Genomic DNA, 25,517 nt, shown 5'->3' with positions numbered 1-25,517 from the left:
ATCGGTAAGTTGCCTGCGCGTCACGACCATCTTCCTATCGGATCCGCCCTCCGAGCGGACCCGAATCGGCAAGATGATCACGACATCACACAGGCTCTAGCGCGGTACAGTCCGGATCCCGCTCTCGACCTGCGGCACGCTTCCTGCGCGCAGGACGGCGACCAGTGCACGGGATCGTGCGGCGCCGATATGCAGGCGCTTGCGAAGTGTCTCCGCAGAGATCGGCCGCCGGTGGGTCTGCCAGTGCCGGGCATCTTCCGCCTGAGCTCGCTCGAGAAGATCACCGCCGCCGTCTCCCCAGATGCCTGGTTCGACTGGTTGGACGCAGCGCAGTCGCCCTCCAGTGGGACCGGAGCTGCCGCGCGGCAAGGTCGGCGCGTCGTCAGCGACGGCACGCATACCGTTGATGGCCTGCAGTAGGCCGGGGCCGATCTCGGCCCAGCCGATCAGCAGGAGCGGGCCCACGGCGTCGAAGGCCGCCCGCCCGTACGCGCCCACGAGCAGCGGTTCGGTGACGTTGAGGGCGAGGGTGAGCAGACTGGCCAAGAGCAGCAGTCTGCGGGCCGGGCGCAGCGTCTCCGGAGTAGCCCCATAGAGGGTGAGGTAGCGGATCGCCAGCAGCAGCGCCAGGACGGACAGATCCACGGCGGGTGCGACGAGTGGCGCCACCCAGGCGGACACCCCCAGCCGCAGGGCCAGCGTCCATACGTTGCCGAAGCCGAAGAGGAAGGCCAGGCCCACCACCGTCCCCGCGATCACGGTGACGGCACGGAAGGCCAATTGCTGCTCGCGCACGGTGCCCGGCCGCCCAGGCGTTACTCGGGGCTCAGACATCGTCGCCGACCCCGATCCGCTGGTGGGTTTCCTGGGCGCGTTCGGCGGCGGCGCTGGCTCCGTAGCGGCGCGGCATCTCCTGCGACGTCCAGCCGAGCAGCAGCATCAGGTCGCCGGTGTCGGCGCCGGCGCGCTTCCACTCATGGGCGAAGGTGTGCCGCCACCGGTGCGCATGCACCTTGGCCAGCCCGGCCGCGAGGCCCCGCCGCTTGAGCATGATCTTGATGCCGTTGGGGGCCAGCGGCCGGACCCCTCGCTCGGCCAGCCACAGATCCGGCAGGTCGGCCGCCTTGTGCTTGGCGCGGGCCCGCAGATAGCGGCTGACGGCCCGCGCGGTCTTCGGCCCGAACCGCACACGGCGGTCCTTGCTGCCCTTGCCGTGGTAGTGGACGGATTCCGTGGTCAGATCGATGTCGTCGAGCATCAGGTTGCCGACCTCGGACAGGCGCGCCCCGGTGTTGCAGTACAGGCGGATGATCGCCTCGTCCCGCAGCTGGACGAACTCCTTGCCCCGGCAGGTGCCGAGGACCTTCGTGGTCTCCTCGTCCCGGATGACCGGGACCAGCTTCTGCGGCATCTTCGGCTGCCTGACCCGCTCCATCGGCGACCGGTCGATCTCGCCCTCCTCCAGCAGCAGCCACTTGAAGAACTGCTGCAGCCCCTTGTGCTTGTTCAACGCCGTGGATGCCGACCGCGTCTCGATCATCCACGCCTGGAACGCCTCGACATGCGCCCTCGTGACCTCGAGCGGATCCTCGGCCGCGTCATCCGCGTCCGGATCCGGCGAGTACTCCCCCAGGTAGCGGCCCAACTGGGCGGCCGCCAGCAGATAGTTGTACCGGGTGGTCTCCGGATAGTTCCCCGACCGCAGTGAGCGATCCCAGTCCCGCAGGAACCCCGACCAGGTCGTCGACAGCCCCGCAGTGATCTTGTCCAGGTCCAGCAGCGGCATCCTCGCAAACCTCCGAGTAAAGGCGCCTATGAGCGGCGTGCTCAACCTCGAAGATCGGAAACGACCCATACGAAAAGGGCCCCCACAGGCTCTCGCCTGCGAAGACCCTTCACACCGTCGGGACGACAGGATTTGAACCTGCGACCCCTTGACCCCCAGTCAAGTGCGCTACCAAGCTGCGCCACGTCCCGATGCCCGCTGTGACCTGGGATTTCCCTGATCGAACGTGCATGGAAACAATACCGCACTCGGACCGGTGGTCGCGCACTCCTTTTGCGCCGGACGACGCCACTTGACCTCAACCTTGCTTGAGGTTGCACGATCGTCGGCATGACCAAAACAGCGGAACGGCGATACACGTACGAGGACCTCTCCGGGCTGCTGAGCCTGATGAGCGGGGACGAGAAGCACGGGCCCGCAGCCACGTCCACCCTAGACGCGCTCTGGGTGCTCTACGACCGGGTCCTGCGGGTCACGCCAGAGCGCGTGGACGATCCGGAGCGGGACCGGTTCCTGCTCTCCAAGGGACACGGCCCGATGGCGTACTACGCGGTGCTCGCCGCCAAGGGTTTTGTACCGGTGGAGTGGCTGCCGGGGTTCGGCTCGTACGCCTCGCCCCTCGGCCACCACCCCGACCGGGTGCTCGTGCCGGGCGCCGAGATCGGCAGCGGTTCGCTCGGGCACGGGCTGCCGATCGCGGTCGGGACGGCCTTGGGGCTGCGGGCCCAGGGGCTGCATGAGCCCGCCGTGTGGGTGCTGGTCGGGGACGCCGAACTGGACGAGGGCAGCAACCACGAGGCGATCGCGTACGCGGGGCCTGCCGGGCTCGACCGGCTGCACACCGTGGTGATCGACAACTCCTCCGCCAGCCATGCCCGGCCGGGCGGGATCGCCGCGCGGTTCGAGGCCGCGGGCTGGTCCGTCGAGGGCGTCGACGGCCGGGACCACGAGGCGCTGTACGAAGCGTTCAGCGCGCCGCATCCCGGTCGGCCTCGGGCGGTCATCGCCCAGGTCGAGCCCAAGTCCGCCTGAGCTTCAGATCCCTCAAGCCATACCCCTGGATGCCCCTGGATACCGCTGGATGCCGCTGGATACCTCAGCCACCACCAACTTCAGATCCCTCAATCAACACCGGAAGGGCAATTCCGTCATGGACACCATGCGTGACCGCTTCGCCCCCGTAGTCTCGCGGCTGCTCGACGAAGATCCGCGCGTCGCGGTAGTTCTCGCCGAGATCGGTATGGCTGATTTCAAAGAGACCCGGAGCCGGCATCCGGACCGGGTGATCAACGTCGGCATCCGTGAGCAGCTGCTGGTCGGAGCGGGTGCCGGCCTGGCACTGACCGGGCTACGACCCGTGGTGCACACCTTTGCGAGCTTCCTGATCGAGCGGCCCTTCGAGCAGGTCAAGCTGGATCTCGGGCATCAGGGCGTCGGCGCGGTGCTGGTCAGCGCTGCCGCGTCCTTCGATTGGCCCGCGGGCGGGTACACCCATATGGCACCCGGCGATGTGGCACTGCTCGACACACTCGACGGCTGGACCGTACATGTCCCTGGGCACCCGGACGAGGCCGAGACGCTGCTGCGGCACGCGGTCGCGGCGGGCGACGACAAGGTCTACGTACGGCTGTCGGTGCAGTCCAATGCGGAGGCCCTGCCGGTCGACGGGTCCCGGTTCCTGACAGTTCGCGAGGGGCGCGCCGGTGTCGTCCTCGCCGTCGGGCCGATGCTCGACGCGGTGCTAGCGGCCACCGATGGGCTCGATGTCACCGTGTTGTACGCGACGACCGTACGGCCCTTCGACGCGGCCGCGCTGCGCCGAGCCGCCGAGACGGCCGGCCCCGATGTCGTCCTCGTCGAGCCATACCTGGCCGGTACCTCGACCTCCGCCGCGAACGACGCCCTCGCGGACCTTCCGCACCGCGTACTCGGCCTCGGCGTCGGCCGCCGTGAGCTGCGCCGATACGGGCAGATCGACGAGCACGTGGCCGCACACGGGCTGGACGCGGCTTCCCTGCGGGAGCGGATCGGACAGTTCCTGAGGGCCGGAGCGGGCGCCCAGTCGTGATCCGTACCGGCAACTCCCTCAGTCGGCCGCCGGAAGGCCCAACTCCGGGTAGGACTCGAGAAGTCGGGACGGAGCGGCCTGGCGCCAGGAGTCCGCGAGGATGTCCCGCAGCTCGTCGTCGTCCTCAAGGGCGGCGAGCAGGACGCGCACCCAGGCGAAGCCCGCCTCATGGTCGGCGATCCAGAACTTCCCGGGCTCCGCCAGGACGAGTTCGTCGCGCTCCTCCTTCGGGCAGCGCACGGCGATGGACGTCTCCTCCTCCGGCAGGGTGGCGAACATCTTCCCCGCGACCCGGAAGGTGGGCATGCTCCACGCGATCTTCTCCGTCGTGTCCGGCAGGGAGAGGGCAATACGGCGTACATCTTCTGCGTCCGGCATGACTCGCACCGTAGCCAATCCCACTGACATTCACCTGCTCAGCCGAGTTCAAGCCAAGGCCAACGCCACTGCCCACCCAATTGATCTATCCGCGGCATCCAGCCGTATCCCTCCTCGGAACCCTCAAAAACGACCCGCGACCCGAGGAGTCAGGACTCTTACATGCCCGCACCGCATCTGGCCCTGCCGCCCACCGACCGCGTCCTGTCGCCACTCACCGGCTGGACGCGGGCGCACTGGGAGGCGCTCGCCGACCGGCAGTTGGAGGCGCTGGTTCCCTATGCGACGCCGGGCCTGGCGCAGTATCGGCTGCCTGGCAGAACCTCCTGGTCGGGTGTGGTGTCGGACGGGCTTGAAGGGTTTGCACGGTCATTTCTGCTGGCCTCTTTCCGGATCGCGGGAGCGCGCGGCGAGGTGGATCCCCGTCTCATAGAACGGTACGCGCGGGGTCTGACAACGGGCACGAACCGCGACAGCGGTGAGGCCTGGCCCGAACTGACCGACTGCTCCCAGCAGATGGCCGAGGCCGCCCTGATCGCCGTCGGACTGCACGAGACCCGCCCCTGGATCTGGGACCGTCTGGACGGCGAGGTGCGGGAGCGGGTCGTCGACTGGCTGTGGGGGTTCGTGGGCCGCCGTACCTGGGACAACCACTGGCGTCTGTACCAGGTGGTGGCCGAGCAGTTCCTGGCCTCGGTGGGCGCACCGTACCGGCAGGACGACATCGACGCCGGGCTCGACCGTATCGAGGACTGGTATGTCGGCAACGGCTGGTACAGCGACGGCGAGGGGCGCGCCTTCGACTACTACAACGGCTGGGCCATGCACCTGTACCCGCTGCTGTGGTCGCGGATGACGGGCGGCGAGGGCGGTGGCCGGGGCCGGGTCTACCGCGACCGGCTCGCCCAGTTCCTCGCCGTCTACCCGCAGTTCTTCGGCGCGGACGGCGCACCGGTGCTCCAGGGGCGCTCCCTGACGTACCGTTTCGCCACCACCACCCCGGTGTGGCTGGGCGCCCTCGCCGGCTGCACCCCGCTGGCGCCGGGGCTCACGCGCCGGCTGGCCTCCGGCGCGGTGAGCCACTTCGTGGAGCGCGGCGTGCCCGACGAGCGGGGGCTGCTTCCGCTCGGCTGGTACGGCACGTTCTTGCCGATGACGCAGCCGTACTCGGGGCCCGCGTCACCGTACTGGGCGAGCAAAGGTTTCCTCGGGCTGCTGCTGCCCGCGGACCACGCGGTGTGGACGGAGCGTGAACTGCCGCTCCCCGTCGAGGAGTCGGACCAGTACACCGCGCTCCCGGCGCCGGGCTGGCTGCTGCACGGCACGAAGCACGACGGCATCGTCCGCCTGGTCAACCACGGCAGCGACCACAACTCCCCCGACCGGCCTCCCGAGGACGATCCGCACTACGCGAAGTTCGGGTACTCCTCGGCCACCGCTCCCGAGTCGGGCGCGCACGCCTGGGAGCGCACCATGGACGGACACATCGCGCTCCTCGCCCCGGACGGCACCGCCTCCCGTCGGCGCCTGATCCTTCCGCTGCACTGCTCCGGACGTACAGCGGCGTCCCGCTACATCGCTCAACTGCCGGGCAGTGACACCGAGTTCCCGATCGAGACGACGAGTGTGCTGCGCGGTCCGTGGGAGATCCGCGTACACCGGGTGCGGGCTCCGGCCGGTGTGGCGGTGCGGGAGGGGGGTTACGCGGTCGCCGCCGAGGCCCGCCCCACGGCGGAGCGGGGCTCGGGATGGGCGCAGGCGCGGACCGCGGACGGGCTGACCAGTGTGGTCGTCGCGCTGCACGGCTGGGACGAGGACGCGGGCATCGCGCGCGAGGTGGAGGCCAACGCCCTGGGCCCGCATTCGGCGACACCGTACGTGCGGTGTGCGGCCGGTCGTCCGGGAGGCAGTGGTGTGTACGTCACGCTGCTCGCGCTGACCCGGGACGCCGTACACCCCCAGGCGCTGCGGGAGTCGGTGTCCTGCGCGGTGGAGGAGCACGAAGTCCGGATCACCTTCCCCGAAGGGGACACCGTCTCCGTATGAATGCCCCTCCTGCTGAAGGCTCCCGAGGCCTGAACGCCCCTCAGAACCCGCCGCTCTCCCGAAGCTCGATCCGCTCGACGAGTTCCGCCGCCATCGCCTTGATGGTGTCCAGGCCCGCCCTCCCCCAGGGCCTCGGCTCGATGTCCTCGACGCACACCGTGCCGAGCACGATGCCCGTGCGGTCGATGAGCGGGGCACCCAGATAGGAGCGGATGCCGATCTCGTCGACGACCGGATTCCCGGCGAACCGCGGATAGTCGCGGACGTCCTCCAGGGCCAGCGCCTTCCCCCGGACCACCACGTGGGGGCAGAAGCCGTGGTCGCGGGCCATGCGGCGACCGAACTGGTACTCCGTTCCGTCCGCGGCGACGATCACGGCCGGCCGCCCACCCGAGCCCGAGCCCGCCCCCGTGCCCGAGCCGGTGCCCATGCCGTCCGGAGTATGCAGCCCCGCGAAGAACTGCCCGTTCTCGTCAATGAAGTTGACCATCGCGTACGGTACCGCGGCGATCTCCGCGAGTCGGTCCGCGAAGGCGTCGAAGGCCGGCTCGGCCCGCTCCCCCAGACCGAGCCGGCGCAGCCGCCGCGTCCGGGCGGGGGCGTCCTTGTCCTCGGGGGTGAGCAGCAGCCGACCGGCCAGGCGCGGCGGGTCGTACCTCATGTGCGGGCTCCGTAACTGGGGGCGCGGGTGGGCGCGTGGGCGATCAGATGGCGGACGAGGGTCAACAGGGTCTGCACCCCTGAACTGGAGATCCGTGCGTCGCAGCGCACGATGGGGATCTCCGGGTCGAGGTCGATGGCCGCCCGCACCTCTTCCGGGTCATAGCGGTAGGCACCGTCGAACTCGTTGACGGCGACGATGAATCCCAGGCCGCGCTGCTCGAAGAAGTCGACGGCGGCGAAGCATTCCTCCAGGCGGCGGGTGTCGGCGAGGATGACCGCGCCGAGTGCGCCCTCGCAGAGTTCGTCCCACATGAACCAGAACCGCTCCTGTCCGGGCGTACCGAACAGGTAAAGCACATGTTCCGGGTCGAGCGTGATACGCCCGAAGTCCATCGCGACGGTCGTCTCGACCTTGTTCTCGATGCCGTCGAGGTTGTCGGTCGAGGCGCTGGCCGTGGTGAGCAACTCCTCCGTACTCAGCGGCGCGATCTCGCTCACCGCGCCGACAAAGGTGGTCTTGCCTACCCCGAACCCTCCCGCCACCAGGATCTTCAGTGCGGTGGGAAAGGGGTCAGAGCTGTCGTCGTAGTCCATCGAGCACTGCCTCCAGAAGAGACCTGTCAGTCGGGATGTGGTGGAAGGCCGGGGGCTTCGTCGTCAGCGCCCCGCAGTCGACGAGGTCGGCCAGCAGCACCTTGGTGACCGCCGCCGGCAGCTTGAGATGTGCGGCCACCTCGGCGACCGAGACGGGCACCCGGCACAGTTCGAGCGCCTGGTTGTGCTCGGGGCCGAGGTAGCCGAGCGGGGTTGCTCCGGTGGCCCGCATCTGCGACAGAAGATCGAGCGCGGTACTGGGCCGGGTACGGCCGTTGCTGACCGTGTAGGGGCGTACGAGGCGTCCGGCCGCGTCATCGAGCCAGGGCCCGTCCCCGGCCGCGGTCACGCTCAAGGCCTCATCGCCGAGGGTTCGACGGCGGACTGCCTGGGCGCGGTCATCAGATACGGGCGGACGCTCTTGACCAGCATCGCCATCTCGTATCCGAGCACGGCCGCGTCGGCCTCGCGTCCGGCGAGTACGGCGAGACAGGTGCCGGAGCCCGCGGTGGACACGAACAGCAGGGTGGAGTCGAGTTCGACGACAACCTGCCGTACGTCACCCCCGTCCCCGAAGCGGACGCCCGCGCTGCGTCCCAGGGAGTACAGCCCGGAGGCGAGGGCCGCCATGTGGTCGGCACTGTCGGGGTCGAGGCCATGGACCGACTTCACCAACCCGTCGCAGGAGAGCAGCACCGCGCTTCTGGTGTGCGGGACGCGCTGCACCAGGCCGCTCATCAGCCAGTCGAGATCGGATACATGGGCCGTCGGCACATCGCTCGCCATGGGGGATCGACTCCTTGAAGTACGTACGTCGGTGGGAGCGGAGGTGTGGGTGGGCAGAGAAGTGGGGGTGTGGGTGGGGGTGACGTTGATCATCCGGCTGATGTGCTCCCGTCGTGCCGGGCGGTGAAGTCCGTGAATTCGGTGAAGTCGCGAGAGGGCGCGGGCGCCGGCTCGCGCGGGGCGTGCGCCTCGGGTGATTCGTGCGTGTCGCCGTGCGCCGTCTCCCTGCGCGCCGCGTCCCGCTGCTGGGCCTCGGCGAGCCCGATGCCCCGCTGAAAGGCCGCCATCAGGCCGGGGTCGTGACCGACTAGGAAGTCGGACTCCGGGCGGGGCAGGGGTCCCTCGCGCAGCTCGGGCACGATGTGCTCCTGGGCGCGCCGTCTGGGCAGTTGGGGCTTGCCCATGGTGCCGCGCACCGCGCCGCCCCGCACCGTCGGCGAGGTGACCGCCTTCGCGACGTTCTCGATCACGACCCGCCGGTCGTCGGAGCGGATGCCGGGCAGCGCCTCCGCCGGATTGGGCCGCGCCTCGGCGCCCCGCACCGGAAGCGGCACCGAACGGCTGCCACTCGCCACCGTCGCCCCGGCCGACGCGCCATCCTGCGGCTGCTGTGACGCCGTGTCGCCGCTCTCGCCCAAGTGCCCGCGCGCCAGCATCTCCTGACGAGCAGTCGCTTCCTGACGCACCGTCGCTTCCTGACGCACCGTCGCTTCCTGACGCTGCCCATGCGATACGTCGCCGGGGGAGCCCGGAGCGACCCCCTGCACCGGAACGGTCGTGCCCGGAACCGGGACCTCCGCTCCACGAGCCGAAACGCCATGAGGAGCCGCCGTCCCCTGCCGGGGCTTCCCCTGGACCGGAACGCCCTCGGCCGGCGTACCGGTTTCCGACACCACCGTCCGCGACCGCCCAACCCCTGGCTGCCCTGCTCCCGACTTCCCCGCCCCCGACTGCTCCGGTTCCGCGCCGAGGAGCGCCTGCGGCATGACGAGCACGGCCTGGATGCCGCCGTAGATATTGGTCTGGAGCCGGACCGCGATGCCGTGCCGACGCGCGAGTTGCGAGACCACGAACAGCCCGATGCGTCCGTCCTGCAGCAGGCTCGCCACGTTCACCTGGTCCGGGTCGGCGAGCAGGGCGTTCATCTTGTGCTGTTCGCCGGGTGGCATGCCGAGCCCGCGGTCCTCGACCTCGACGGCGAGTCCCGAGGTGACGAGGTTGGCGCGCAGCAGGACCTGCGTCTGCGGGGCCGAGAACACCGTGGCGTTCTCGACGAGCTCGGCCAGCAGATGGATCACATCGGCGACGGCATGACCGCGCACGGTGCCTTCGACCGGCGGCACGAGCTTCACCCGCGAGTACTGCTCGACCTCGGCGGTGGCGGAGCGCAGCACCTCGGTCATGGAGACCGGGTTGCTCCACTGACGACGGGACACGGCGCCCCCGAGTACGGCGAGGTTCTCGGCGTGGCGGCGGATACGGGTGGCGAGGTGGTCGACGTGGAAAAGGCCCTTGAGCAGGTCAGGGTCCTCGATCTCGTTCTCCAGCTCGTCCAGGATCGAGATCTCGCGCTGCACGAGGGACTGAAGCCGCCGGGCCAGATTGACGAAGACCTCGAGCTTTTGCTCGCTGCCCGCCTGGCTGGACAGCCGTGAGGCCTGGACGACCGCGCTGACGGCGCCATCGTGGGCGCGCGCGAGGTCGTCGGCGAGCAGGTCGAACTCGTCGGCGTCCTGGGCGAGTTCGCGGCGCTTGCGACGCGCCGGCGGCCCGTCGCCCCGTCGCAAGGCCTCGACCAGGCCGCGAATTTCGGCCTGGTCACGGGCACTGGCGCCGCGCAGCGTACCGACCCGCTCGCGTACGGACCTGGCGGCGCGGTCGGCGGCCACGGCGGCGATCACGATGCCCGCGAGGGTGACCGCGACGGCTCCGCCGAGGACGATCCACAGGGTGAGGCTGGGCCTGGCCATGGTCGAGCGGACGGTGAACAGCACGGCGGCGCTGGCGCTGAGGGCCACCGCGATGGGTGGCAGGACCGCGAGACGCAGGAGCTGGGGCCGTATATGGGTCTCGGGCAGCGAGGGGGCGGTACGGGCGACCGGTCGCCCGTGGCGCCCGCCCTCGCGGCGGTCAGCGCGTGCGGCCGGTGCGCGAAGGTGAGACATCGACGTCCTCGTACTGGATATGTCGGGGCCGTGGCGGCTCCCGCGGATCTGCGAGTCGGGCATGCGCCATCGCGGTGCCGTGTTCGCGCACGCCGAAAGTCCGGCCCTGCGTCGCACGGCGGCCACTCACAGTAGTCACCAGCGCATCACACTCGGTGGGCAGTTGACAAAGTCCGGCGGGCATCGTCCCGCTCTGGTATGAGCGTTCGTACGACAGACCGATAAGCCACTCGCACGTGCGTTCCCGTGCACGATCGGATCGATCAGACCTGGTCAGAACCGGTCATCGAAAAAGAGTGAGGGCCGAGGAGCAGTGTGCTCCTCGGCCCTCGCCGACCGTCTTCGCTTACGTCCCGATCACCCGGCCGGGACCGTTTCCGGCTCTCCGGTGTCCTCCGCGGTGTTACCCCGCGTATCAGCGACCGTCTTTTCCAGGACGGGCCAGCCACCGGCCGGCGTGAGCGCCACGCCGCGCCACCAGGGCTCGGACGGCACGGTCTCGGCAGTGGGCTCGAAGGGCTCGCCGGGCCGGGGCAGCGCGATCCGCGCACCGGCCGCGTGGGCGGCGGTGATCGTCCCCTCGCCGGGCTCGGCCCAGGGGTGCGTCGCAAGGTTGAAGGTGGCCCAGTGGATCGGCAGCATCACGCCGCTGGGCGTCTCGCCCTGGAGATCCAGGTGGGCGCGCATGCCCTCCTCTGGCGTCATGTGAATGTCGGGCCAGAAATCGGAATAGGCGCCGATCTGGATCATCGTGGCGTCGAAGGGGCCGTGCTCGGCGCCGATGTCCTTGAATCCGGCGAAATAACCGGTGTCACCGCTGTGATAAATGCGGTGCTCATCACCCGCAACGGCCCACGAGGCCCAGAGGGTGTGCTGGGTGTTGCGCAGGCCGCGCCCGCAGAAGTGGCGGGCGGGCGTGGCGGTCAGGGAGATACCGCCGACCTTCGCCGTCTCGTTCCAGTCCAGTTCGCGCAACCGGTCCGCCGAGACGCCCCAGTGCTCCAGGTGGGCGCCGACGCCGAGGGGCACCGCGAACACCGTGTCCGTGTCGGCCAGGGCCTTGATGGTGGGCAGGTCGAGGTGGTCGTAGTGATCGTGCGAGATGACGACCACGTCGACCGGGCCCAGCGCCGCCAACGGCAGGGGCACGGGGTGCAACCGCTTGGGCCCGGCGAAGGCGAACGGGGAGCAGCGCTCGCCCCAGACGGGGTCGAAGAGCACTCGGTGGCCGTCGATCTCGGCGAGCACGCTGGAGTGCCCCATCCACGTCAGGCGCAGTCCGTGGGCCGGGGGCCTGGCGAGGTCGGCGAGGGTCGTGGCGTGCACCGGCACCGTCCCCGCCGGGGCGCGGCGAACCCGCTCTTCCTTGCGGAAGAAGGCCTGCGCGAACTCGCGCATGGCACCGTCGGGCCGGGGGGCACCCTCCGGATTCCGGAAGACGCCGTCCGCGAAGTTCGGCGATCTGCGGATGCGCTCCATGCGCTCACCGCTCGGATCCGCGCCGAAGGCGGCGGGCCGCAGAGCACGGAGCCCGGAGCTCAGGGGACGGAAACCGGTCACGGCACCTCCAGGTGGAGTCGGTCTGACATTCCATTATGGTCGCCGCCACTGACAGCGCCGGGTCGGGCATATGACAGGGCGGTGTCCGCGCCGTACACGGCGAAATCCGCCACGTACGGCGTCGGCCCCGTACTGAAGATCCATTCAGCACGTTGACAGAGCCGCTCAACCATTTCGATACTGACTGGCTATTCAGCAATGACAGGCACCGACCGGCACCGGAACACTCTGGGCCCCGGTCCCACGCTGCTCAACGCTCCGACTCCGCTCCCTGTTCCCTGCGTTCCCTGCGTTCCCTGTTCTCTGCGCTCCCCGCTCCCGATTCCCCGTTCCCGAGGAGACCCCCTTGACCACCCCTGAGAGCAGTCCCTTGATGACGCTCACCTGGACCGACCACGTCACCGGCCGCCAGGGGCACCTGGTCGTGGACCGGCTGGTGCGCGGAGTTTCCAGCGGCGGGCTGCGGATGCGGGCGGGCTGCACGCTGGACGAGGTCGCCGGCCTCGCGCGTGGCATGACCATGAAAGAGGCACTGCACTACAACCCCGAGGGCCGCTACATCCCGCTGGGCGGCGCGAAGGGCGGCATCGACTGCCATCCCCAGGACCCCGAGGCGTACGGGGTGCTCGTGCGCTATCTGCGTGCCATGCGCCCGTACATCGAGAGCTTCTGGACCACCGGCGAGGACCTCGGCCTCACCCAGGACCTCGTCGACCGGGCCGCGGCGCAGGCGGGGCTCGTGTCGTCGATTCAGGCCGTGTATCCACTGCTCGACGACGAGGCCGCTGCCCGGCGGCGGCTGGCGGACGCGTTCGCGGTCGAGGTGGACGGCATCGGGCTCGATGAACTGGTCGGCGGCTGCGGAGTCGCCGAGTCGGTGTTCGCGGCCCTGGACCGGGCCGGGGTGGCGTACCCGGGGACGCGCGTCGCCGTGCAGGGCCTGGGCACCATGGGCGGCGCCACCGCCCGGTTCCTCACGCGCGCGGGGCTCAACGTGGTGGCCGTCGCCGACGTGAAGGGTACGATCGCCAACCCGGCGGGACTCGACGTCGAGGCGCTGATCGCCGCCCGGGACGCGTACGGCACCGTCGACCGCTCGGCGCTACGGTCGGGCGACCTCGAACTGCCGGGCGACGCCTGGCTGTCCGCCGAGGCGGAGGTGCTGGTGCCGGCGGCGGTCTCGTACGCGATCGGCACGGCCAACCAGGCGCGGATCACGGCTCGTTGGATCGTCGAGGCCGCGAACATGCCCGTGCTGCCCGAGGCGGAGGCACTGCTCGCCGCGCGCGGTGTCACCGTCCTGCCGGACGTCGTCGTCAACTCCGGGACCAACGCCTGGTGGTGGTGGACCCTGTTCGGCGACATCGGGGCCGACGCGGAGGAGGCGTTCGCATACACGCGACGCTCCATGCGGGCCCTGATCGACCAGATGCTCACGCGCGCGGAGGTCGATGGCACGACACCGCGGGCGGCCGCCCACGCGATCGTCGCGGACCGGCTGCCGCTGATTTCGGAACGGTTCGGGTGGTATCGGTGACGCCGACCGCCTTGTCCGACCCCGTGTGTAGGGTTGCGGGCGTGGCCAGGGTTCGGTTGAGCGTTCAGGAGCGGCGGGAGGAGTTGCTGCGGGCCACGGTCGAGCAGATCGAGGCGCGGGGCGTCGCGGCCGTACGGATCGCCGACGTGGCCGCCGCGCTGGGGGTCAGCAACGCGCTGGTGCTGTATCACTTCTCGACGAAGGAGAAACTGGTCGCCGCCGCGTTCGCCTACGCGGCCGAGGGCGACCTGGCGCATCTGCGCAAGCTCCTCGCTCGCCGCACCACGGCGCTGCGCCGCCTGCGGGCCGCCGTCCGCTGGTACGCGTCCACTGGCCAGGCCAAGGGGTGGCGACTGTGGATCGAGGGCTGGTCGGCGTCCCTGCGCGAGCCCGCGCTACGGGACGTCGCGCGAGACCTCGACCGCCAGTGGAAGGCCGCGCTGACGGAGGTCATCGCGGAGGGTGTGGCTGCCGGTGAGTTCCAGTGCCCGTCTCCCATGGATACGGCTCTGCGCCTCACCGCGCTTCTGGACGGCCTGGCTGTCCAGATGACGGCGTATGAGGGCGCAGTGTCTCGAGCCCGCACGCAGCAGTGGGCGGATGAGGCCTTGGCCCAGGAACTGGGCCTTCAGGGGTCGTGAGTTCGGTTCGCGGGCGAGTGCGGGTTCGTTGTGGCTGGTCGCGCCCCGCGGCGGAGCCGCTGATGTCACAGCCCCGCGCCCCTGGGGTGCGTGGTGGGCCCGGGCTTGCTCGGGGCTCGGGGTTGCCCGGGGTGCCGGGAGTCGCAGGCTTTGGTCTTTCAGGGGCGCGGGGCTGTGTCGATTTGCGGCTCCGCCGCGGGGCGCGACCAGCCACGACGCACCCGCAGCCGCGACACGCAGTGTCACCCCCCACCCCCTGGCGGGGCGCCTGGGGGCGCAGCCCCCAGTTTCGGGAAGGGGCGGGGCTGGGGAAAAGAACCCCTCAAACAGCAGAACGCATCCGCAACTTGATGTCATCCGGCGAAAGGCTCCCCTTGGCCACCACCCGATCCCCCGACGACTCCCCCCGAAGCCGCCGCCCAATCCACGGCACCAGGTACTCCCGAGCCCAGTGAATGTCATCCCGCCGCACCTCCAGCGTGCCGCGCGGCGGCAGCGGCGGCCACGGCTGGTCCGGATCCGCAGGGACCGGTACCCCAAGAACCTGCCCGGCGCGGAGTGCAACCCGGGTGTGTCCCTCCGGCGACAGATGCAGCCGGTCGTCGTCCCAGGCCCGCCGATCCTGAATGGTCTTCAGCGACCACAGGTCGAGCACAGGACACCCGTACCGATCGGCAATCGCCCGCACATGCCCGTTGTACGTAGCGATCTTGCCGCGCAAGTGCTTGAGCACAGGCACACCACGGGTGTCGAAGCCGGTCGTCACAAGCACCGTGCCGACAGCCGACGTGAGCTCGGCGACGGCACACTCAAAGCGAGAAGCGACCTCGTCGGGATCGGTCCCCGGCCGAAGGATGTCGTTACCGCCCGCGGAAAAGGAAACCAGGTCCGGCGCCAGCTCCTTCGCGCGCGAAAGCTGGTCCTCGACGATCTGGTCGAGCAGTTTCCCCCGGACGGCGAGGTTGGTGTAGCCGAAGTCGCCCTCAGGCCGCCGGTCGGCGAGCAGCACCGCGAACCGGTCGGCCCATCCGACGAACGCCCCGTCGGGGCCGGGGTCGCCGACGCCCTCGGTGAAGCTGTCCCCCACCGCCACGTACGACCCGATCACTGATCTGCTGAGTTTCTTCGAATCGTCTGCCACATCGACCCATGATTCACCTTGAGATGTGAGCTACGCGACCGTAGGAAAGGGTTGACGGACGGTGAGATAAGCCACGCGTAAAGTCCCGGTCAACTCGGAATACGGAGCTCCCACACCCGGAAGTCCGCGATCCGGAAATGGCTCCACACGGTCCGGAACGCGAAGTGCCCGCTCGTGTACGGCTCCGGGTCGGCGTAGTCGAAGACGAGCCGCCCGTTGTTCCACCACTGGACGATCGCGCCGTGCGAGACGATCCGGACGCGGTGGGGGCGGTTCGCCACGAGCAGGGGCTCGGTGTAGTCGTGGATCAGCGGCCGGACGTCGGCCTGGCCCACGTAACGGCGCAGCCGCGTGGTCGTGTTGTAGTTCGCACCGTAGCCCGAGTAGTACGTCTTGAGGTAGTCGTACTCGTCGAGGGCGCCGCCGCGTTCGGTGGCGAAGAGGTCGTCCGGGGAGCGGACGTCGACGGCGTTCCAGAAGTTGTTGAGGTCCGACACCCGGTCGTTGACACCGCCCGCGGAGACCGGTGTGGCCGTGTACTCGATGACGTACGGTCCCACGAGCTTCCGCTTGAACCAGACCGTGGCGCCGCCGGGCACATCGATCTCCATGACCCCACGGGACGCGGTGACACTGCCGCCGTCCTGCAACTCCGTTGCCCACTGCCCCAGTCCGTGCCGGAAGCCGTCGCGGGCGATGAGCCGTCCTCGACGGAGGCGCGCCGACGCGCTCGCAGTGTGCGCGGAGCCCAGGGCCGCGAGGGCGGCACCGGCGGCCAGGGCTCCGAAGGCTCTGCGGGTCGTCATGAAGCGTCTCCTTGGCTGGCGTACGACGGGTCGTGCCGATCTCATGTTGTGCTGATCTGACGCCTGTACTGATCTGACAGACAGGCAGAAAGCGCTTGCTCTCTCAGATCCTGACCGCCAGCCGTCCTCCCTGTCGACCCCGGAACAAGCCGAAGGCCGGACCCGGGGATCAGGGGTCCGGCCTTCGGCGCGAGAGGAGACGCGATCCGCCCGCGCAGTGCGCTGGTGACGTCAGACGGAGACGCCGTGCGAGCGCAGGAACGCCAGCGGGTCCACGTCCGATCCGTAGTCCGGCGTGGTGCGGATTTCGAAGTGCAGATGCGGACCGGTGACGTTGCCGGTCGCGCCGGAGAGGCCGACCTGCTGACCCGCGGTCACAGACTGCCCCTGCGAGACGGAAAGGGACGAAAGGTGGGCGTACTGGGCATAGTGGCCGTCACTGAGCTTGATGACGACCTGGTTGCCGTACGCGCCGCCCCAGCCTGCGGAGACGACCGTGCCCGCACCCACGGCCTTGAGCGAAGTGCCGGTCGCGGCGGCGAAGTCGACACCGGTGTGGTAGCCGCTGGACCACATGCCACCCGACATCCGGTACGGGGTGCTGACGGTCGCACCCTCGACCGGCATGGTGAAGCCGCTCGAACTGCTGGGCGCCTCGGCCGCCTTGGCAGGCGCAGCCTTCTTCGCGGATACCTGGGGCGCCTCGGCCGCCTTGGGGGCCTTGACCTCGTTGGCGCCGGAAGGCGCGGCGGCCCTCTTGCCGATGGTCAGCTTCTGGCCCGGGTGAATGAGCCCCGGGTCACTTCCGACGACCTGACGGTTGTCCTGGTAGAGCTTCTTCCAGCCACCGCTGACATTCTGTTCGCCGGCGATCTTCGAGAGAGAATCGCCCGCCTTCACTTCGTACGTCCTGGTCGCGGCCTTCTTCTGCGCGGCGACCGGAGCGGACTCAACAGCCTTCTGGGAAACGGATTCGGCCTTATTGGAAACAGACGCGGGCGCGTTCTGCGGAGTAGCGGCCTGTGCGCCGGCCGCTCCCAGCAAAGGCAGCGCGAGAGCGGCGCCACCGGTCGAGGCAACGGCTATCGAGCGGGTGAAACGCGCGGACTTCGGGCGGCGGTGCTTACCCTTCGCGGGCATGGCGAATTCCTCTCCGGCGCCTACGAGGTGAGCTGTCGGGTGCGAGCTGGAGATGCCCGGCCACGCTTTCGCGCAGCTTTACCCCAAGCCTGTTCCGGAGACCGGAACAGGCGTTGTACCTGTGGGTCCCCCGCTCCTGCCGTGTACGGATCGGTGTGCGGATTACGGGCGGCGGCAGGATTAGGCGTCCGCCCGGATTGGTGGTGAACGTAAGCGACTAAGACGGACAGGGACAAGCTTTGGGTTCCCTATGTGCCCCATTCTCTTGATCCTTGACCGAAATCGCCGTCACACTCCGTGAATCACCGGTCTCCCGCCTTCTCGAAATCCCCTGTAAACACGCTTGAATTACGTGAACATGGCGACAGCGGACTGTCACGAATATGACGCTGCTCACGCATCACGGATTCAGGAGTAACTATTCCAGAGCGAGTTGGAATGAAGGCGCTCTAATACGGACACAACTCTCAGATGCGACGCAGGCGGAAAACTGCCGCATCAAGGTCGCCGCGCAAGCCGGTCCTCAGCCCGTGATGCAACAACACCGCACCTCTGCACACTTCGCCCGTTTCGAGGCATTCGTACACCGCCGCCGGGTCGAGTCCCCGCAGCCGTACGGGCGCCACGGGTTCGCCGTAATGCTGAGCCTGGAGCCAGGCAAGGACCACGGCCTGGTCCTCGTGGACGTACTGCACGGCACTCAGCCCGCCCTCCGGCGCCCGCAGCCGGTAGAGGTCGCCCCGCTGCACGACGGGCCGGATCTCCTTGTAGAGGGCCACCCAGTCCCGCGCCTCGGCGAGTTCCTCGTCACTCCACTCGGCCAGGTCGCCACCGACCCCGAGCACTCCGGCCATGGAGCTCACAAAGCGGAAACGCAGCGAACTCACGCGTCCGTTGAGCTGATTGTTCGGGCTGTCGGTGACCCAGGCGGCCATGGCCCGCGCCGGGTGGATCTGGCTGAAGCCGTGCTGGATGGCGAGCCGGTCGAGCGGATCGGTGTTGTCCGAGGTCCACACCTGGTCCGTACGCGCCATGACGCCGAGATCGATCCGGCCGCCACCGCCGGAGCAGGACTCGAAGGCGACACCGGGGTGCGCGGCCCGCAGCCGGTCCAACAGGCCGTACAGGGCGTGCACATGGTCGACCCACAGCCGCTGCGGATACGCCTCACCGGGCCAGCCGGCGTCCGTGAAGCAGCGGTTGAAGTCCCACTTCACATAGTCGATCGGGGCACTGGAGAGCAGGCCGTGAAGCTGCTCCCACAGATACTCCTGGACGTCTTCGCGCGCGAGGTTCAGTACGAGCTGATTGCGGAGCTCTGTCTTCTTTCGTCCTGGTTGATACTGAATCCAGGCAGGATGCGTCTGATACAACTCACTATCCGCATTGACCATTTCCGGCTCGACCCAGATCCCGAACTGCATGCCGAGGGCGTGCACTTCGTCCGCCAGCGGCTTGAGCCCGGCCGGGAAGCGGTCGGGGTTGGGCGTCCAGTCCCCAAGCCCGGCCCGGTCGCTGGTCCGCTTCCCGAACCAGCCGTCGTCGACCACGAAGAGTTCCACGCCCATCGCCGCGGCCCGCCGGGCGAGCGCCCGCTGCTGCTCCTCGGAGATGTCGAACTCCGTGGCCTCCCAGGAGTTGTAGAGCACGGGTCTGTCCTGGTCCGCGTCCGGGATCACATACGTCCGCTGGTACGCGTGCCAGGCCCGGCTCGCCCCGCCGAAGCCGCCATCGCTCCACAGGCCCGCGAAGACCGGCGTGACAAAGCTCTCCCCCGGCTCCAGCCGCACCAGGCCGGAGTCGTCATACCCGGCGCCGCCGGTGATCTGCACGCGCGCGTCCGGGAGTTGGGCCACAGCGATCCGCCACGAACCGGACCAGGCGAGCGCGCACCCGTACACCTCGCCGTGCTCCTCGGTCGCCGCACCCCCGACGTCCAGTGCGACCCACGGCAGATGCTGATGCCCCGTGTGCCCGCGCCGGCTGCCGATGACCTGCTCACCGTAGGTGAGGTCCGTTCGTACGAGCTGAGACTCGGCCGCCCAGCGCCCGTGCGTCTGGGACAGACGCCAGCCCTCGCGCTCCGGCAGCGTCCAGGTCGCGGAGTCGGCGCGCAGGACCTCCAGGGTGGGCCCTTCGTTGGCGAGGGTCACCCAGCGCTCGACGACGTCGGAGCCGGGATGCATCCGGTAGTGCAGCGTGATGCCGAGCCCGGAGTCGGAGAACCGCAGCCGCAGCTCGACCCCATCCGATTCATCGGATTCATCCACTTCGTATGCCTCGAAGCACCACTCCGTGCCGCGTCGCTCGTCCGTGCGCACGGACAGCGCAGGCCGTACGAAACGAGGGCCGCCCTCGACCGGGTACTCCTCGTGCCCGTCGAGCTGGGACTCGAAGCCCCGGTAGTCAGGCCCGGGACGGGCGGCCAGTGCCTCGGCGTCCGCAAGCGCGATGCGCGGCCCCCAGTGCAGATGCAGCAGCTCGTCCTGGTCCGTGAGCCGCAGGGCATAACTGCTTGTGGGCCCCGAAAGCAGCCACGTACGACCGTCTTTGCCGATCTCCACCATCAAGTCCTCACAGATCCGAACAAGCTCGCTCAAGCACAACATCATCGCAGGCGTCCGCACCGCGCCGGCACCGCCTGTGGACGTGGCACCGGCACCGCCTGTGGACAACTGATTGGCCCACGAATGCATGTCGTATCGTCGAGAGGCGCCCTGCCGACAACAGCGTCGGCCGCCGACTGGGAGGAGCCCCCGTGACGCAGCAGGTCCCGTCGACCGAGCCCGAGCTGACCGGAGTGCGCAACTTCCGCGATGTGGGCGGCCTGCCGACCGAGGACGGCCGACGCGTGGCGCCCGGACTGCTCTTCCGCAGCGGCCATCTTGCGCACGCGACCGAGGAGGACGCCGCGTTCCTCGCCTCGCTGGGCCTGCACACGATCTTCGACTTCCGCAACGAGGCGGACAAGAAGCTGGAAGGTCCGGACATCGAGCTGCCGGGCGTGCGGAATGTGAACCTGCCGCTGACCGATCCGGCACACGGCGCCGAGTTCTGGACAATGGTCCGCGACGGCGACCTGGACCAACTGCGCATGATCCTCGCGGACGGCAAGGCGGCAAACCGGATGATCAGGTCCTACCGCTCGATCATCAAGGAGCGCACTCCCGAGCACTCGCGGGTGCTGCACGCGATGGCCGAGGACAGCGTGCCCGCGCTGATGCACTGCGCGGCGGGCAAGGACCGCGCGGGCCTGTCCGTAGCGATCACGCTCCTCACCCTCGGCGTCGAGCGCGAGGCCATCGTCGCGGACTACCTGAAGTCGAACGCCCCCCACCGCCGTTACAAGGTGCGCCGCAGCGGCTCCGCGTCCTCGGCGTACTCCCCTGAGGTGATGGAGCTGCTCAGCCCGCTCTTCGACGCACGCGCCGAGTACCTCGCGGCGGCGTTCGACACGATCGAGGAGACCTGGGGTGACGTCGAAACCTACCTGGAAGAAGGCCTTCGGGTGACCCCGAAGACGCGGGAGCGGCTGCGGGAGCGTTTCCTCGACTGACCCGCCAAGCCACCTGCCCGTCCGTCCGCTGCCCCGATGCCTCCTGGTCTGCCTACTGGTTCTGCGCGCCGAGCGTGAAAAGCAGGTAGATGAAGGCGGCGAAGAGGTGCCCGACGGCCACGTAGATGATGAGCCGCACCCACAGACCACGGGGGAACTTCTCTTCCATGTCCCTCATGAGGTCGCTCCTGGGGTCGTCGGGCCGAGGCACAGCGCGGCCGTGGGGCTCTGCAGCAGGGTGTGTACGAAGAGCAGTTCGGCACCGTCCCGGTCCGCGGCGGCGATCCGGTGCGGGGTCAGCGAGTCGAAGTGCGCGCTGTCTCCGGGCGCGAGCGCATGCGCGGTGTCTCCCAGCCGCAGACGCAGCCGTCCCTTGAGGACGTACAGCCACTCCTCGCCGGGGTGGACGCGCACGATGTCGCCCTGCGCTCCGTACGGGACGTGTACGCGAAGGGACTGCATGCCGCGCCCTGCCGCGCCGGCCTGCCAGTACGTCCAGCCGCCCGCCTGCGTGGGCTCCATGTCGGCGGCGCGGACGACCGCGTCCCGTTCGGGGACCGTCTCGCCGAGCAGCTCCGAGACCGTCGTACCGTACGTACGGGCGAGCGCGAGCAGCATCGGCAGCGAAGGCTGGCGCCGCCCGGTCTCCAGACGGGAGAGATGGGCGGGCGACAGTCCGACGGCGCGGGCCGCGGCCTCCAGGGTGAGTGAGGCGCGGCGCCGCAGGTCACGCAGTTGCGGCGCGACGGCGGGCAACTCGGCGGACGGCTCTTCGGCCGCCCCCGGCTCGGTGGGGCTCATGTCTCCATTCAGCCGGAGCTTTGCCTCACGGGCAAACTTCTTGCCTTAGAGGCAAAGACTCAGACTGCACCGGAGGCGGTGTGACACCCCTACCTGTTGGCTACCGCCTGCTTCACGAGTGTCTTGCCGAAGTCCCACATCAGCCCGCCGCCGTTGTGCGCGTCGTCCATCACGTCGGTGAAGGCGTCCACGAAACGGTCCACGTCCCGCTCGCCGATGATCAGTGGCGGAATCAGCTTTATCACCTCCAGGTGATCGCCCGAGACCTGCGTGAGGATCCGATGCCGCTGGAGCAGCGGTACGACCACCATCTGCGCGAACAGCCCCTTGCGTGCCGCCTGCAGCATGGTCCAACGGCTCCGCAGCTTCAGCGACTTGGGCCTGCCGAACTCGATGCCGATCATCAGCCCCCGGCCGCGTACCTCACTGAGCAGCTCGTACTTGTCCACGAGCGCCGCGAGCCGGGACTTCAACTCCTCTCCCATGGCACGGGCGTTCGCGACGATCTGCTCGTTCTCCATCACGGAGAGCACGGCGAGGCCGGCCGCCATGGCCTGTGCGTTGGCGCCGAAGCTCGCGGAGTGCACGAGGACGCGGTCCATCGACGAGTAGACCTTCTTGAAGATCCAGTCCCTGCCGAGGGTCGCGCCCACGGGCACATAGCCGCCGGACAGTGCCTTCGCCACACACACCAGGTCGGGCTCGACGCCGCTTTCATGCTGGTAGGCATAGAAGTCCCCGGTCCGTCCGAGGCCCGTCTGCACCTCGTCCGCGATGAGCAGCGCCTTGTGCCGGTGCAGCAGGTCCTGGGCGGCGCGCAGGTATCCGGGCGGCGGCTCGTGCACGCCCTTGCCCTGGATCGGCTCGACGATCAGCCCGGCGACGTCGCCCTTCCTCAACTCCCTTTCCAGTGCGTCCAGGTCGCCGAGCGGCACCGCGGTGTCGGGCAGCAGCGGTGCGAAGCCGTCTCGGAACCCGGACTCGCCGTTCACGGACAGCGAGCCGGTGGTCAGCCCGTGGAAGGCGTGCGCGCAGTAGAGAACGCGCGGTTTCCCGGTCGCGTACCGGGCGAACTTCAGCGCCGTCTCGACCGCTTCCGTACCGCTGTTGCCGAAGAACACCCGGTCCAAGTGCGGGCTGTGGGTGAGGAGTTGCTCGGCCAGGAGGCCGGGGAGCGGCTGGCAGTCGAAGCGGGTGAGGTCGGCGAGCGAGGCGTCGAGGACGTCGTGCAGTGCCTTGCGGACGACGGGGTGATGACGTCCCAGGCCCATCACCCCGAACCCGGCGAGCATGTCCAGGTAGTCGTTGCCCTCCGCGTCCCAGAAGTACGCGCCCTCGGCCCGCTCGTAGTACTTGTCGAAGCCGATGGTGTGCAGCATGCGCGGAAGCTGGTGGTTGAGGTGCCGGGCGTGCAGTTCGTAGCGTTCGGCCGCACGCCCGGCGAGTAGTTTGCCGAGGTCGAAGTCCCCGGACTGCGAAGAGGTTTCCGCCGTCATCCCTGTTTCTCCTTGGACACGTGCACCTTGGCGGTGGCGAGTTCGGCCGCCGTGCCGACCGGGCTCGCCTCCTGGGTCGCCAGGCCCGCGCTGATCCGTCCGGCGATCTCGACGGGTGTGAGACCGATGTCGGCCAGCACCTCCCCGCGCTTGGCGTGCGCGAGGAACTGCTCCGGAATCCCGAACCGCCGTACAGGTACGTCGACTTCGGCATCGCCCAGTGCGAGAGCGACTGCCGCGCCCACGCCGGCGGCCCGGCTGTTGTCCTCGACGACGGCGACCAGGCGGTGCTCGGCGGCGAGCGGGGGCAGCGCAGGATCGACGGGCTTGACCCAACGCGGATCGACGACCGTGCAGTTGACGCCCCGCGCCTCCAACAGCTCGGCCGCCTGGAGACACACCGGCGCCATCACACCGACAGCGACCAGGAGCACTTCGGGCCTCTCGCCCCGGTGCAGGACGTCCAGACCGCCCACCCGGTCGACCGCCTCGATCGACGGCCCCACCGACTCCTTGGGGAAGCGCAGCAGCGTCGGTGCGTCGTCCACGGCGACCGCCTCCCGCAGCTGGGCCCGCAGTTGGTCGGCGTCACGCGGCGCGGCGATCCTCAGCCCCGGCACGACCTGCAGGATGGACATGTCCCACATGCCGTTGTGCGACGGCCCGTCAACTCCGGTGACTCCGGCCCGGTCGAGCACGAAGGTCACTCCGCAGTGATGCAGCGCGACATCCATCAGCAGCTGGTCGAAGGCACGGTTCAGGAAGGTCGCGTACACCGCGACGACCGGATGCAGTCCGCCCGTCGCCAGCCCGGCCGCGGACACCGCGGCGTGCTGCTCGGCGATGCCGACGTCCCACACCCGGTCGGGGAAACGCTCCGCGAACTTCGCCAGGCCCACCGGGTGCAGCATGGCCGCCGTGATCGCCACGACGTCCTCGCGCTCCTCCCCGATCCGTACGATCTCGTCGCCGAACACCGAGGTCCAGGCAGGTCCGTTGGAGGGCGACAGCGGCTCGCAGGTGAGCGGGTCCATCACGCCGACCGTGTGGAAGTGGTCCTCCTCGTGGGCGAGCGCGGGTTCGTAACCGCGCCCCTTCTCGGTGAGGCAGTGGATGAGGACGGGCCCGTGGAACCGCTTCGCGCGCCGTAGCGCAGACTCGACGGCCCCGACGTCATGCCCGTCGATGGGCCCCACGTACTTCAGCCCCAGGTCCTCGAACATGCCCTGTGGCGCGAACGCGTCCTTGAAGCCCTTCTTCGCCCCGTGCAGCGATTCGTAGATCGTGTTCCCGATGACCGGCGTGTTCAGCAGTACCTCCTTGCCCCAGGCCAGCACCTTCTCGTAGCTGTCGGTGGTCCGCAGTGTCGCGAGATGGTTGGCGAGGCCGCCTATGGTCGGCGAGTACGAGCGCTCGTTGTCGTTGACGACGATGATCAGCGGCCGGTCCTTGGCGGCGGCGATGTTGTTCAGCGCCTCCCACGCCATGCCGCCGGTGAGCGCGCCGTCCCCGATGACCGCGACGACATGGCCCTTCTCCCCTTGAACCTGGCGGGCCTTGGCGAGTCCGTCGGCCCAGCCGAGCGCGGTGGACGCGTGGCTGTTCTCGATGATGTCGTGCTCGGACTCCTCGCGTGACGGGTAGCCGGAGAGACCGCCCTTGCCGCGCAGCTTGGAGAAGTCCTGACGTCCTGTCAGCAGCTTGTGTACGTAGCTCTGGTGGCCGGTGTCCCACAGGATGCGGTCGACGGGCGACTCGAAGACCCGGTGGAGCGCGATGGAGAGTTCCACCACCCCCAGATTGGGTCCCAGATGACCGCCGGTCCTGGCGACCGCGTGCACCAGGAACTCCCGGATCTCGTCCGCCAGTTGATTGATCTCCGCCTCGGACAGCGCCTTCAGGTCGCGTGGTCCCCGGATGCTCTCCAGAATCGTCACGCTAGGGCCCCCTCTCGGTCCGTGCTGTTCAACTCACGGTGACGGCCGGATCCCCCGACGCGACGCCGTCCTTCTGCATCTGCTCCGCGATCTTCATCGCCTCGTCGATCAGGGTCTCCACGATCTTCGACTCGGGCACCGTCTTGATGACCTCGCCCTTCACGAAGATCTGCCCCTTGCCGTTGCCGGAGGCGACGCCCAGGTCCGCCTCCCTCGCCTCGCCCGGCCCGTTCACGACACAGCCCATGACCGCGACCCGCAGAGGGACCTCCATGCCCTCCAGACCGGCCGTGACCTCGTCGGCGAGCTTGTAGACGTCCACCTGGGCACGGCCACACGAGGGGCAGGACACGATCTCCAGGCCGCGCTGACGGAGGTTCAGGGACTCCAGGATCTGGATGCCGACCTTGACCTCT

General features: G+C 69.2%; 23 protein-coding genes, 1 tRNA gene, 1 pseudogene and 1 riboswitch. Of the genes and pseudogenes, 6 read left to right on the top strand and 19 right to left on the bottom strand.

The genetic code is table 11. The features are described from left to right. Window positions 1-96: 96 nt before the first annotated feature. From ABD357_RS38800 to ABD357_RS38790, 3 genes are all read right to left on the bottom strand, one after another. Window positions 97-834, bottom strand: a complete 738-nt coding sequence (locus ABD357_RS38800) for a SpdA protein (RefSeq protein ID WP_344396057.1) — start codon at window positions 832-834, stop codon at window positions 97-99. Further along, window positions 827-1,786 carry a tyrosine-type recombinase/integrase gene (locus ABD357_RS38795; RefSeq protein WP_344396056.1) on the bottom strand — a complete coding sequence of 320 codons (960 nt, stop codon included), beginning with the start codon at window positions 1,784-1,786 and terminating at the stop codon, window positions 827-829. The genes ABD357_RS38800 and ABD357_RS38795 overlap by 8 nt, the downstream gene beginning before the upstream one ends. Window positions 1,787-1,903: 117 nt before the next feature. Then, a tRNA-Pro gene (locus ABD357_RS38790) sits at window positions 1,904-1,977 on the bottom strand. A 139-nt stretch (window positions 1,978-2,116) separates the two neighbouring features. Between ABD357_RS38790 and ABD357_RS38785 the strand changes: the two genes are divergently transcribed. Both ABD357_RS38785 and ABD357_RS38780 read left to right on the top strand, forming a co-directional pair. Further along, the gene (locus ABD357_RS38785) at window positions 2,117-2,818 is read left to right on the top strand and encodes a transketolase (protein ID WP_344396055.1); all 702 of its coding nucleotides are present in this window, start codon (window positions 2,117-2,119) and stop codon (window positions 2,816-2,818) included. Between the two features lie 118 nt (window positions 2,819-2,936). Then, a complete protein-coding gene (locus ABD357_RS38780; protein ID WP_344396054.1) occupies window positions 2,937-3,854 on the top strand; it encodes a transketolase family protein in 918 nt (305 codons plus the stop codon). An 18-nt stretch (window positions 3,855-3,872) separates the two neighbouring features. Here the strand turns inward: ABD357_RS38780 and ABD357_RS38775 are convergent, their stop codons facing one another. Further along, entirely contained in the window at window positions 3,873-4,232 is a 360-nt protein-coding gene (locus ABD357_RS38775; protein ID WP_344396053.1) for an MmcQ/YjbR family DNA-binding protein, read from the bottom strand. 162 nt (window positions 4,233-4,394) lie between these two features. Between ABD357_RS38775 and ABD357_RS38770 the strand changes: the two genes are divergently transcribed. Then, the gene (locus tag ABD357_RS38770; RefSeq protein ID WP_344396051.1) at window positions 4,395-6,278 is read left to right on the top strand and encodes a DUF2264 domain-containing protein; all 1,884 of its coding nucleotides are present in this window, start codon (window positions 4,395-4,397) and stop codon (window positions 6,276-6,278) included. A 40-nt stretch (window positions 6,279-6,318) separates the two neighbouring features. Here ABD357_RS38770 and ABD357_RS38765 read toward each other — a convergent pair whose 3' ends face one another. From ABD357_RS38765 to ABD357_RS38740, 6 genes are all read right to left on the bottom strand, one after another. After that, complete coding sequence (locus tag ABD357_RS38765) at window positions 6,319-6,939, bottom strand: GAF domain-containing protein (RefSeq protein WP_344396050.1); 621 nt, start codon at window positions 6,937-6,939, stop codon at window positions 6,319-6,321. After that, window positions 6,936-7,535, bottom strand: coding sequence for a GTP-binding protein (locus ABD357_RS38760; RefSeq protein WP_344396049.1), 600 nt, complete (start codon window positions 7,533-7,535; stop codon window positions 6,936-6,938). The genes ABD357_RS38765 and ABD357_RS38760 overlap by 4 nt, the downstream gene beginning before the upstream one ends. Next, the gene (locus ABD357_RS38755; protein ID WP_344396048.1) at window positions 7,513-7,884 is read right to left on the bottom strand and encodes a DUF742 domain-containing protein; all 372 of its coding nucleotides are present in this window, start codon (window positions 7,882-7,884) and stop codon (window positions 7,513-7,515) included. The genes ABD357_RS38760 and ABD357_RS38755 overlap by 23 nt, the downstream gene beginning before the upstream one ends. Before the next feature lie 2 nt (window positions 7,885-7,886). After that, on the bottom strand, window positions 7,887-8,321 hold the full coding sequence (locus ABD357_RS38750; protein ID WP_344396047.1) for a roadblock/LC7 domain-containing protein: 435 nt from the start codon (window positions 8,319-8,321) through the stop codon (window positions 7,887-7,889). Window positions 8,322-8,410: 89 nt separating this feature from the next. Continuing rightward, window positions 8,411-10,486 (bottom strand): ATP-binding protein, encoded by a 2,076-nt coding sequence (locus tag ABD357_RS38745; protein ID WP_344396045.1) that lies wholly within the window; start codon window positions 10,484-10,486, stop codon window positions 8,411-8,413. A 357-nt stretch (window positions 10,487-10,843) separates the two neighbouring features. Continuing rightward, on the bottom strand, window positions 10,844-12,046 hold the full coding sequence (locus tag ABD357_RS38740) for an MBL fold metallo-hydrolase (protein WP_344396044.1): 1,203 nt from the start codon (window positions 12,044-12,046) through the stop codon (window positions 10,844-10,846). 373 nt (window positions 12,047-12,419) lie between these two features. Between ABD357_RS38740 and ABD357_RS38735 the strand changes: the two genes are divergently transcribed. Both ABD357_RS38735 and ABD357_RS38730 read left to right on the top strand, forming a co-directional pair. Beyond that, entirely contained in the window at window positions 12,420-13,583 is a 1,164-nt protein-coding gene (locus tag ABD357_RS38735) for a glutamate dehydrogenase (protein ID WP_344396079.1), read from the top strand. A 41-nt stretch (window positions 13,584-13,624) separates the two neighbouring features. Continuing rightward, a complete protein-coding gene (locus ABD357_RS38730) occupies window positions 13,625-14,224 on the top strand; it encodes a TetR/AcrR family transcriptional regulator (RefSeq protein WP_344396043.1) in 600 nt (199 codons plus the stop codon). A gap of 322 nt (window positions 14,225-14,546) precedes the next feature. Here the strand turns inward: ABD357_RS38730 and ABD357_RS38725 are convergent, their stop codons facing one another. The 4 genes from ABD357_RS38725 to ABD357_RS38710 all read right to left on the bottom strand — a co-directional run bounded on the left by ABD357_RS38725 (window position 14,547) and on the right by ABD357_RS38710 (window position 19,878). Continuing rightward, complete coding sequence (locus ABD357_RS38725; RefSeq protein ID WP_344396078.1) at window positions 14,547-15,332, bottom strand: SGNH/GDSL hydrolase family protein; 786 nt, start codon at window positions 15,330-15,332, stop codon at window positions 14,547-14,549. A gap of 122 nt (window positions 15,333-15,454) precedes the next feature. Then, window positions 15,455-16,171 carry a DUF6250 domain-containing protein gene (locus tag ABD357_RS38720; protein WP_344396042.1) on the bottom strand — a complete coding sequence of 239 codons (717 nt, stop codon included), beginning with the start codon at window positions 16,169-16,171 and terminating at the stop codon, window positions 15,455-15,457. A 231-nt stretch (window positions 16,172-16,402) separates the two neighbouring features. Further along, on the bottom strand, window positions 16,403-17,311 hold the full coding sequence (locus tag ABD357_RS38715; protein ID WP_344396041.1) for a M23 family metallopeptidase: 909 nt from the start codon (window positions 17,309-17,311) through the stop codon (window positions 16,403-16,405). Between the two features lie 2 nt (window positions 17,312-17,313). Continuing rightward, window positions 17,314-17,477: riboswitch (cyclic di-AMP (ydaO/yuaA leader) on the bottom strand. 301 nt (window positions 17,478-17,778) lie between these two features. Continuing rightward, the gene (locus ABD357_RS38710; RefSeq protein ID WP_344396076.1) at window positions 17,779-19,878 is read right to left on the bottom strand and encodes an alpha-galactosidase; all 2,100 of its coding nucleotides are present in this window, start codon (window positions 19,876-19,878) and stop codon (window positions 17,779-17,781) included. A 191-nt stretch (window positions 19,879-20,069) separates the two neighbouring features. Between ABD357_RS38710 and ABD357_RS38705 the strand changes: the two genes are divergently transcribed. Further along, window positions 20,070-20,867, top strand: coding sequence for a tyrosine-protein phosphatase (locus ABD357_RS38705; protein ID WP_344396040.1), 798 nt, complete (start codon window positions 20,070-20,072; stop codon window positions 20,865-20,867). A 52-nt stretch (window positions 20,868-20,919) separates the two neighbouring features. On the opposite strand, the gene ABD357_RS38700 is transcribed toward ABD357_RS38705, so the two are convergent. The 5 genes and pseudogenes from ABD357_RS38700 to ABD357_RS38680 all read right to left on the bottom strand — a co-directional run. Then, window positions 20,920-21,045 carry a DUF6126 family protein gene (locus tag ABD357_RS38700; RefSeq protein ID WP_344396039.1) on the bottom strand — a complete coding sequence of 42 codons (126 nt, stop codon included), beginning with the start codon at window positions 21,043-21,045 and terminating at the stop codon, window positions 20,920-20,922. Next, window positions 21,042-21,668: a helix-turn-helix domain-containing protein gene (locus ABD357_RS38695; protein ID WP_344396038.1), complete on the bottom strand. Its 627-nt coding sequence runs from the start codon at window positions 21,666-21,668 to the stop codon at window positions 21,042-21,044. Before ABD357_RS38695 ends, ABD357_RS38700 begins: the two co-directional genes overlap by 4 nt. A gap of 89 nt (window positions 21,669-21,757) precedes the next feature. After that, the gene (locus ABD357_RS38690) at window positions 21,758-23,164 is read right to left on the bottom strand and encodes an aspartate aminotransferase family protein (protein ID WP_344396037.1); all 1,407 of its coding nucleotides are present in this window, start codon (window positions 23,162-23,164) and stop codon (window positions 21,758-21,760) included. Then, window positions 23,161-25,101: a 1-deoxy-D-xylulose-5-phosphate synthase gene (dxs, locus tag ABD357_RS38685; protein ID WP_344396036.1), complete on the bottom strand. Its 1,941-nt coding sequence runs from the start codon at window positions 25,099-25,101 to the stop codon at window positions 23,161-23,163. The genes ABD357_RS38690 and dxs overlap by 4 nt, the downstream gene beginning before the upstream one ends. A gap of 28 nt (window positions 25,102-25,129) precedes the next feature. Further along, window positions 25,130-25,517 (bottom strand): annotated as a pseudogene (locus ABD357_RS38680) (flavodoxin-dependent (E)-4-hydroxy-3-methylbut-2-enyl-diphosphate synthase); the annotation flags it as partial.

The sequence above is a fragment of the Streptomyces vastus genome, from assembly GCF_039532825.1.
In the GTDB taxonomy this organism is placed as follows: domain Bacteria; phylum Actinomycetota; class Actinomycetes; order Streptomycetales; family Streptomycetaceae; genus Streptomyces; species Streptomyces vastus.
This window is presented reverse-complemented; position numbering and strand designations above follow the sequence as displayed.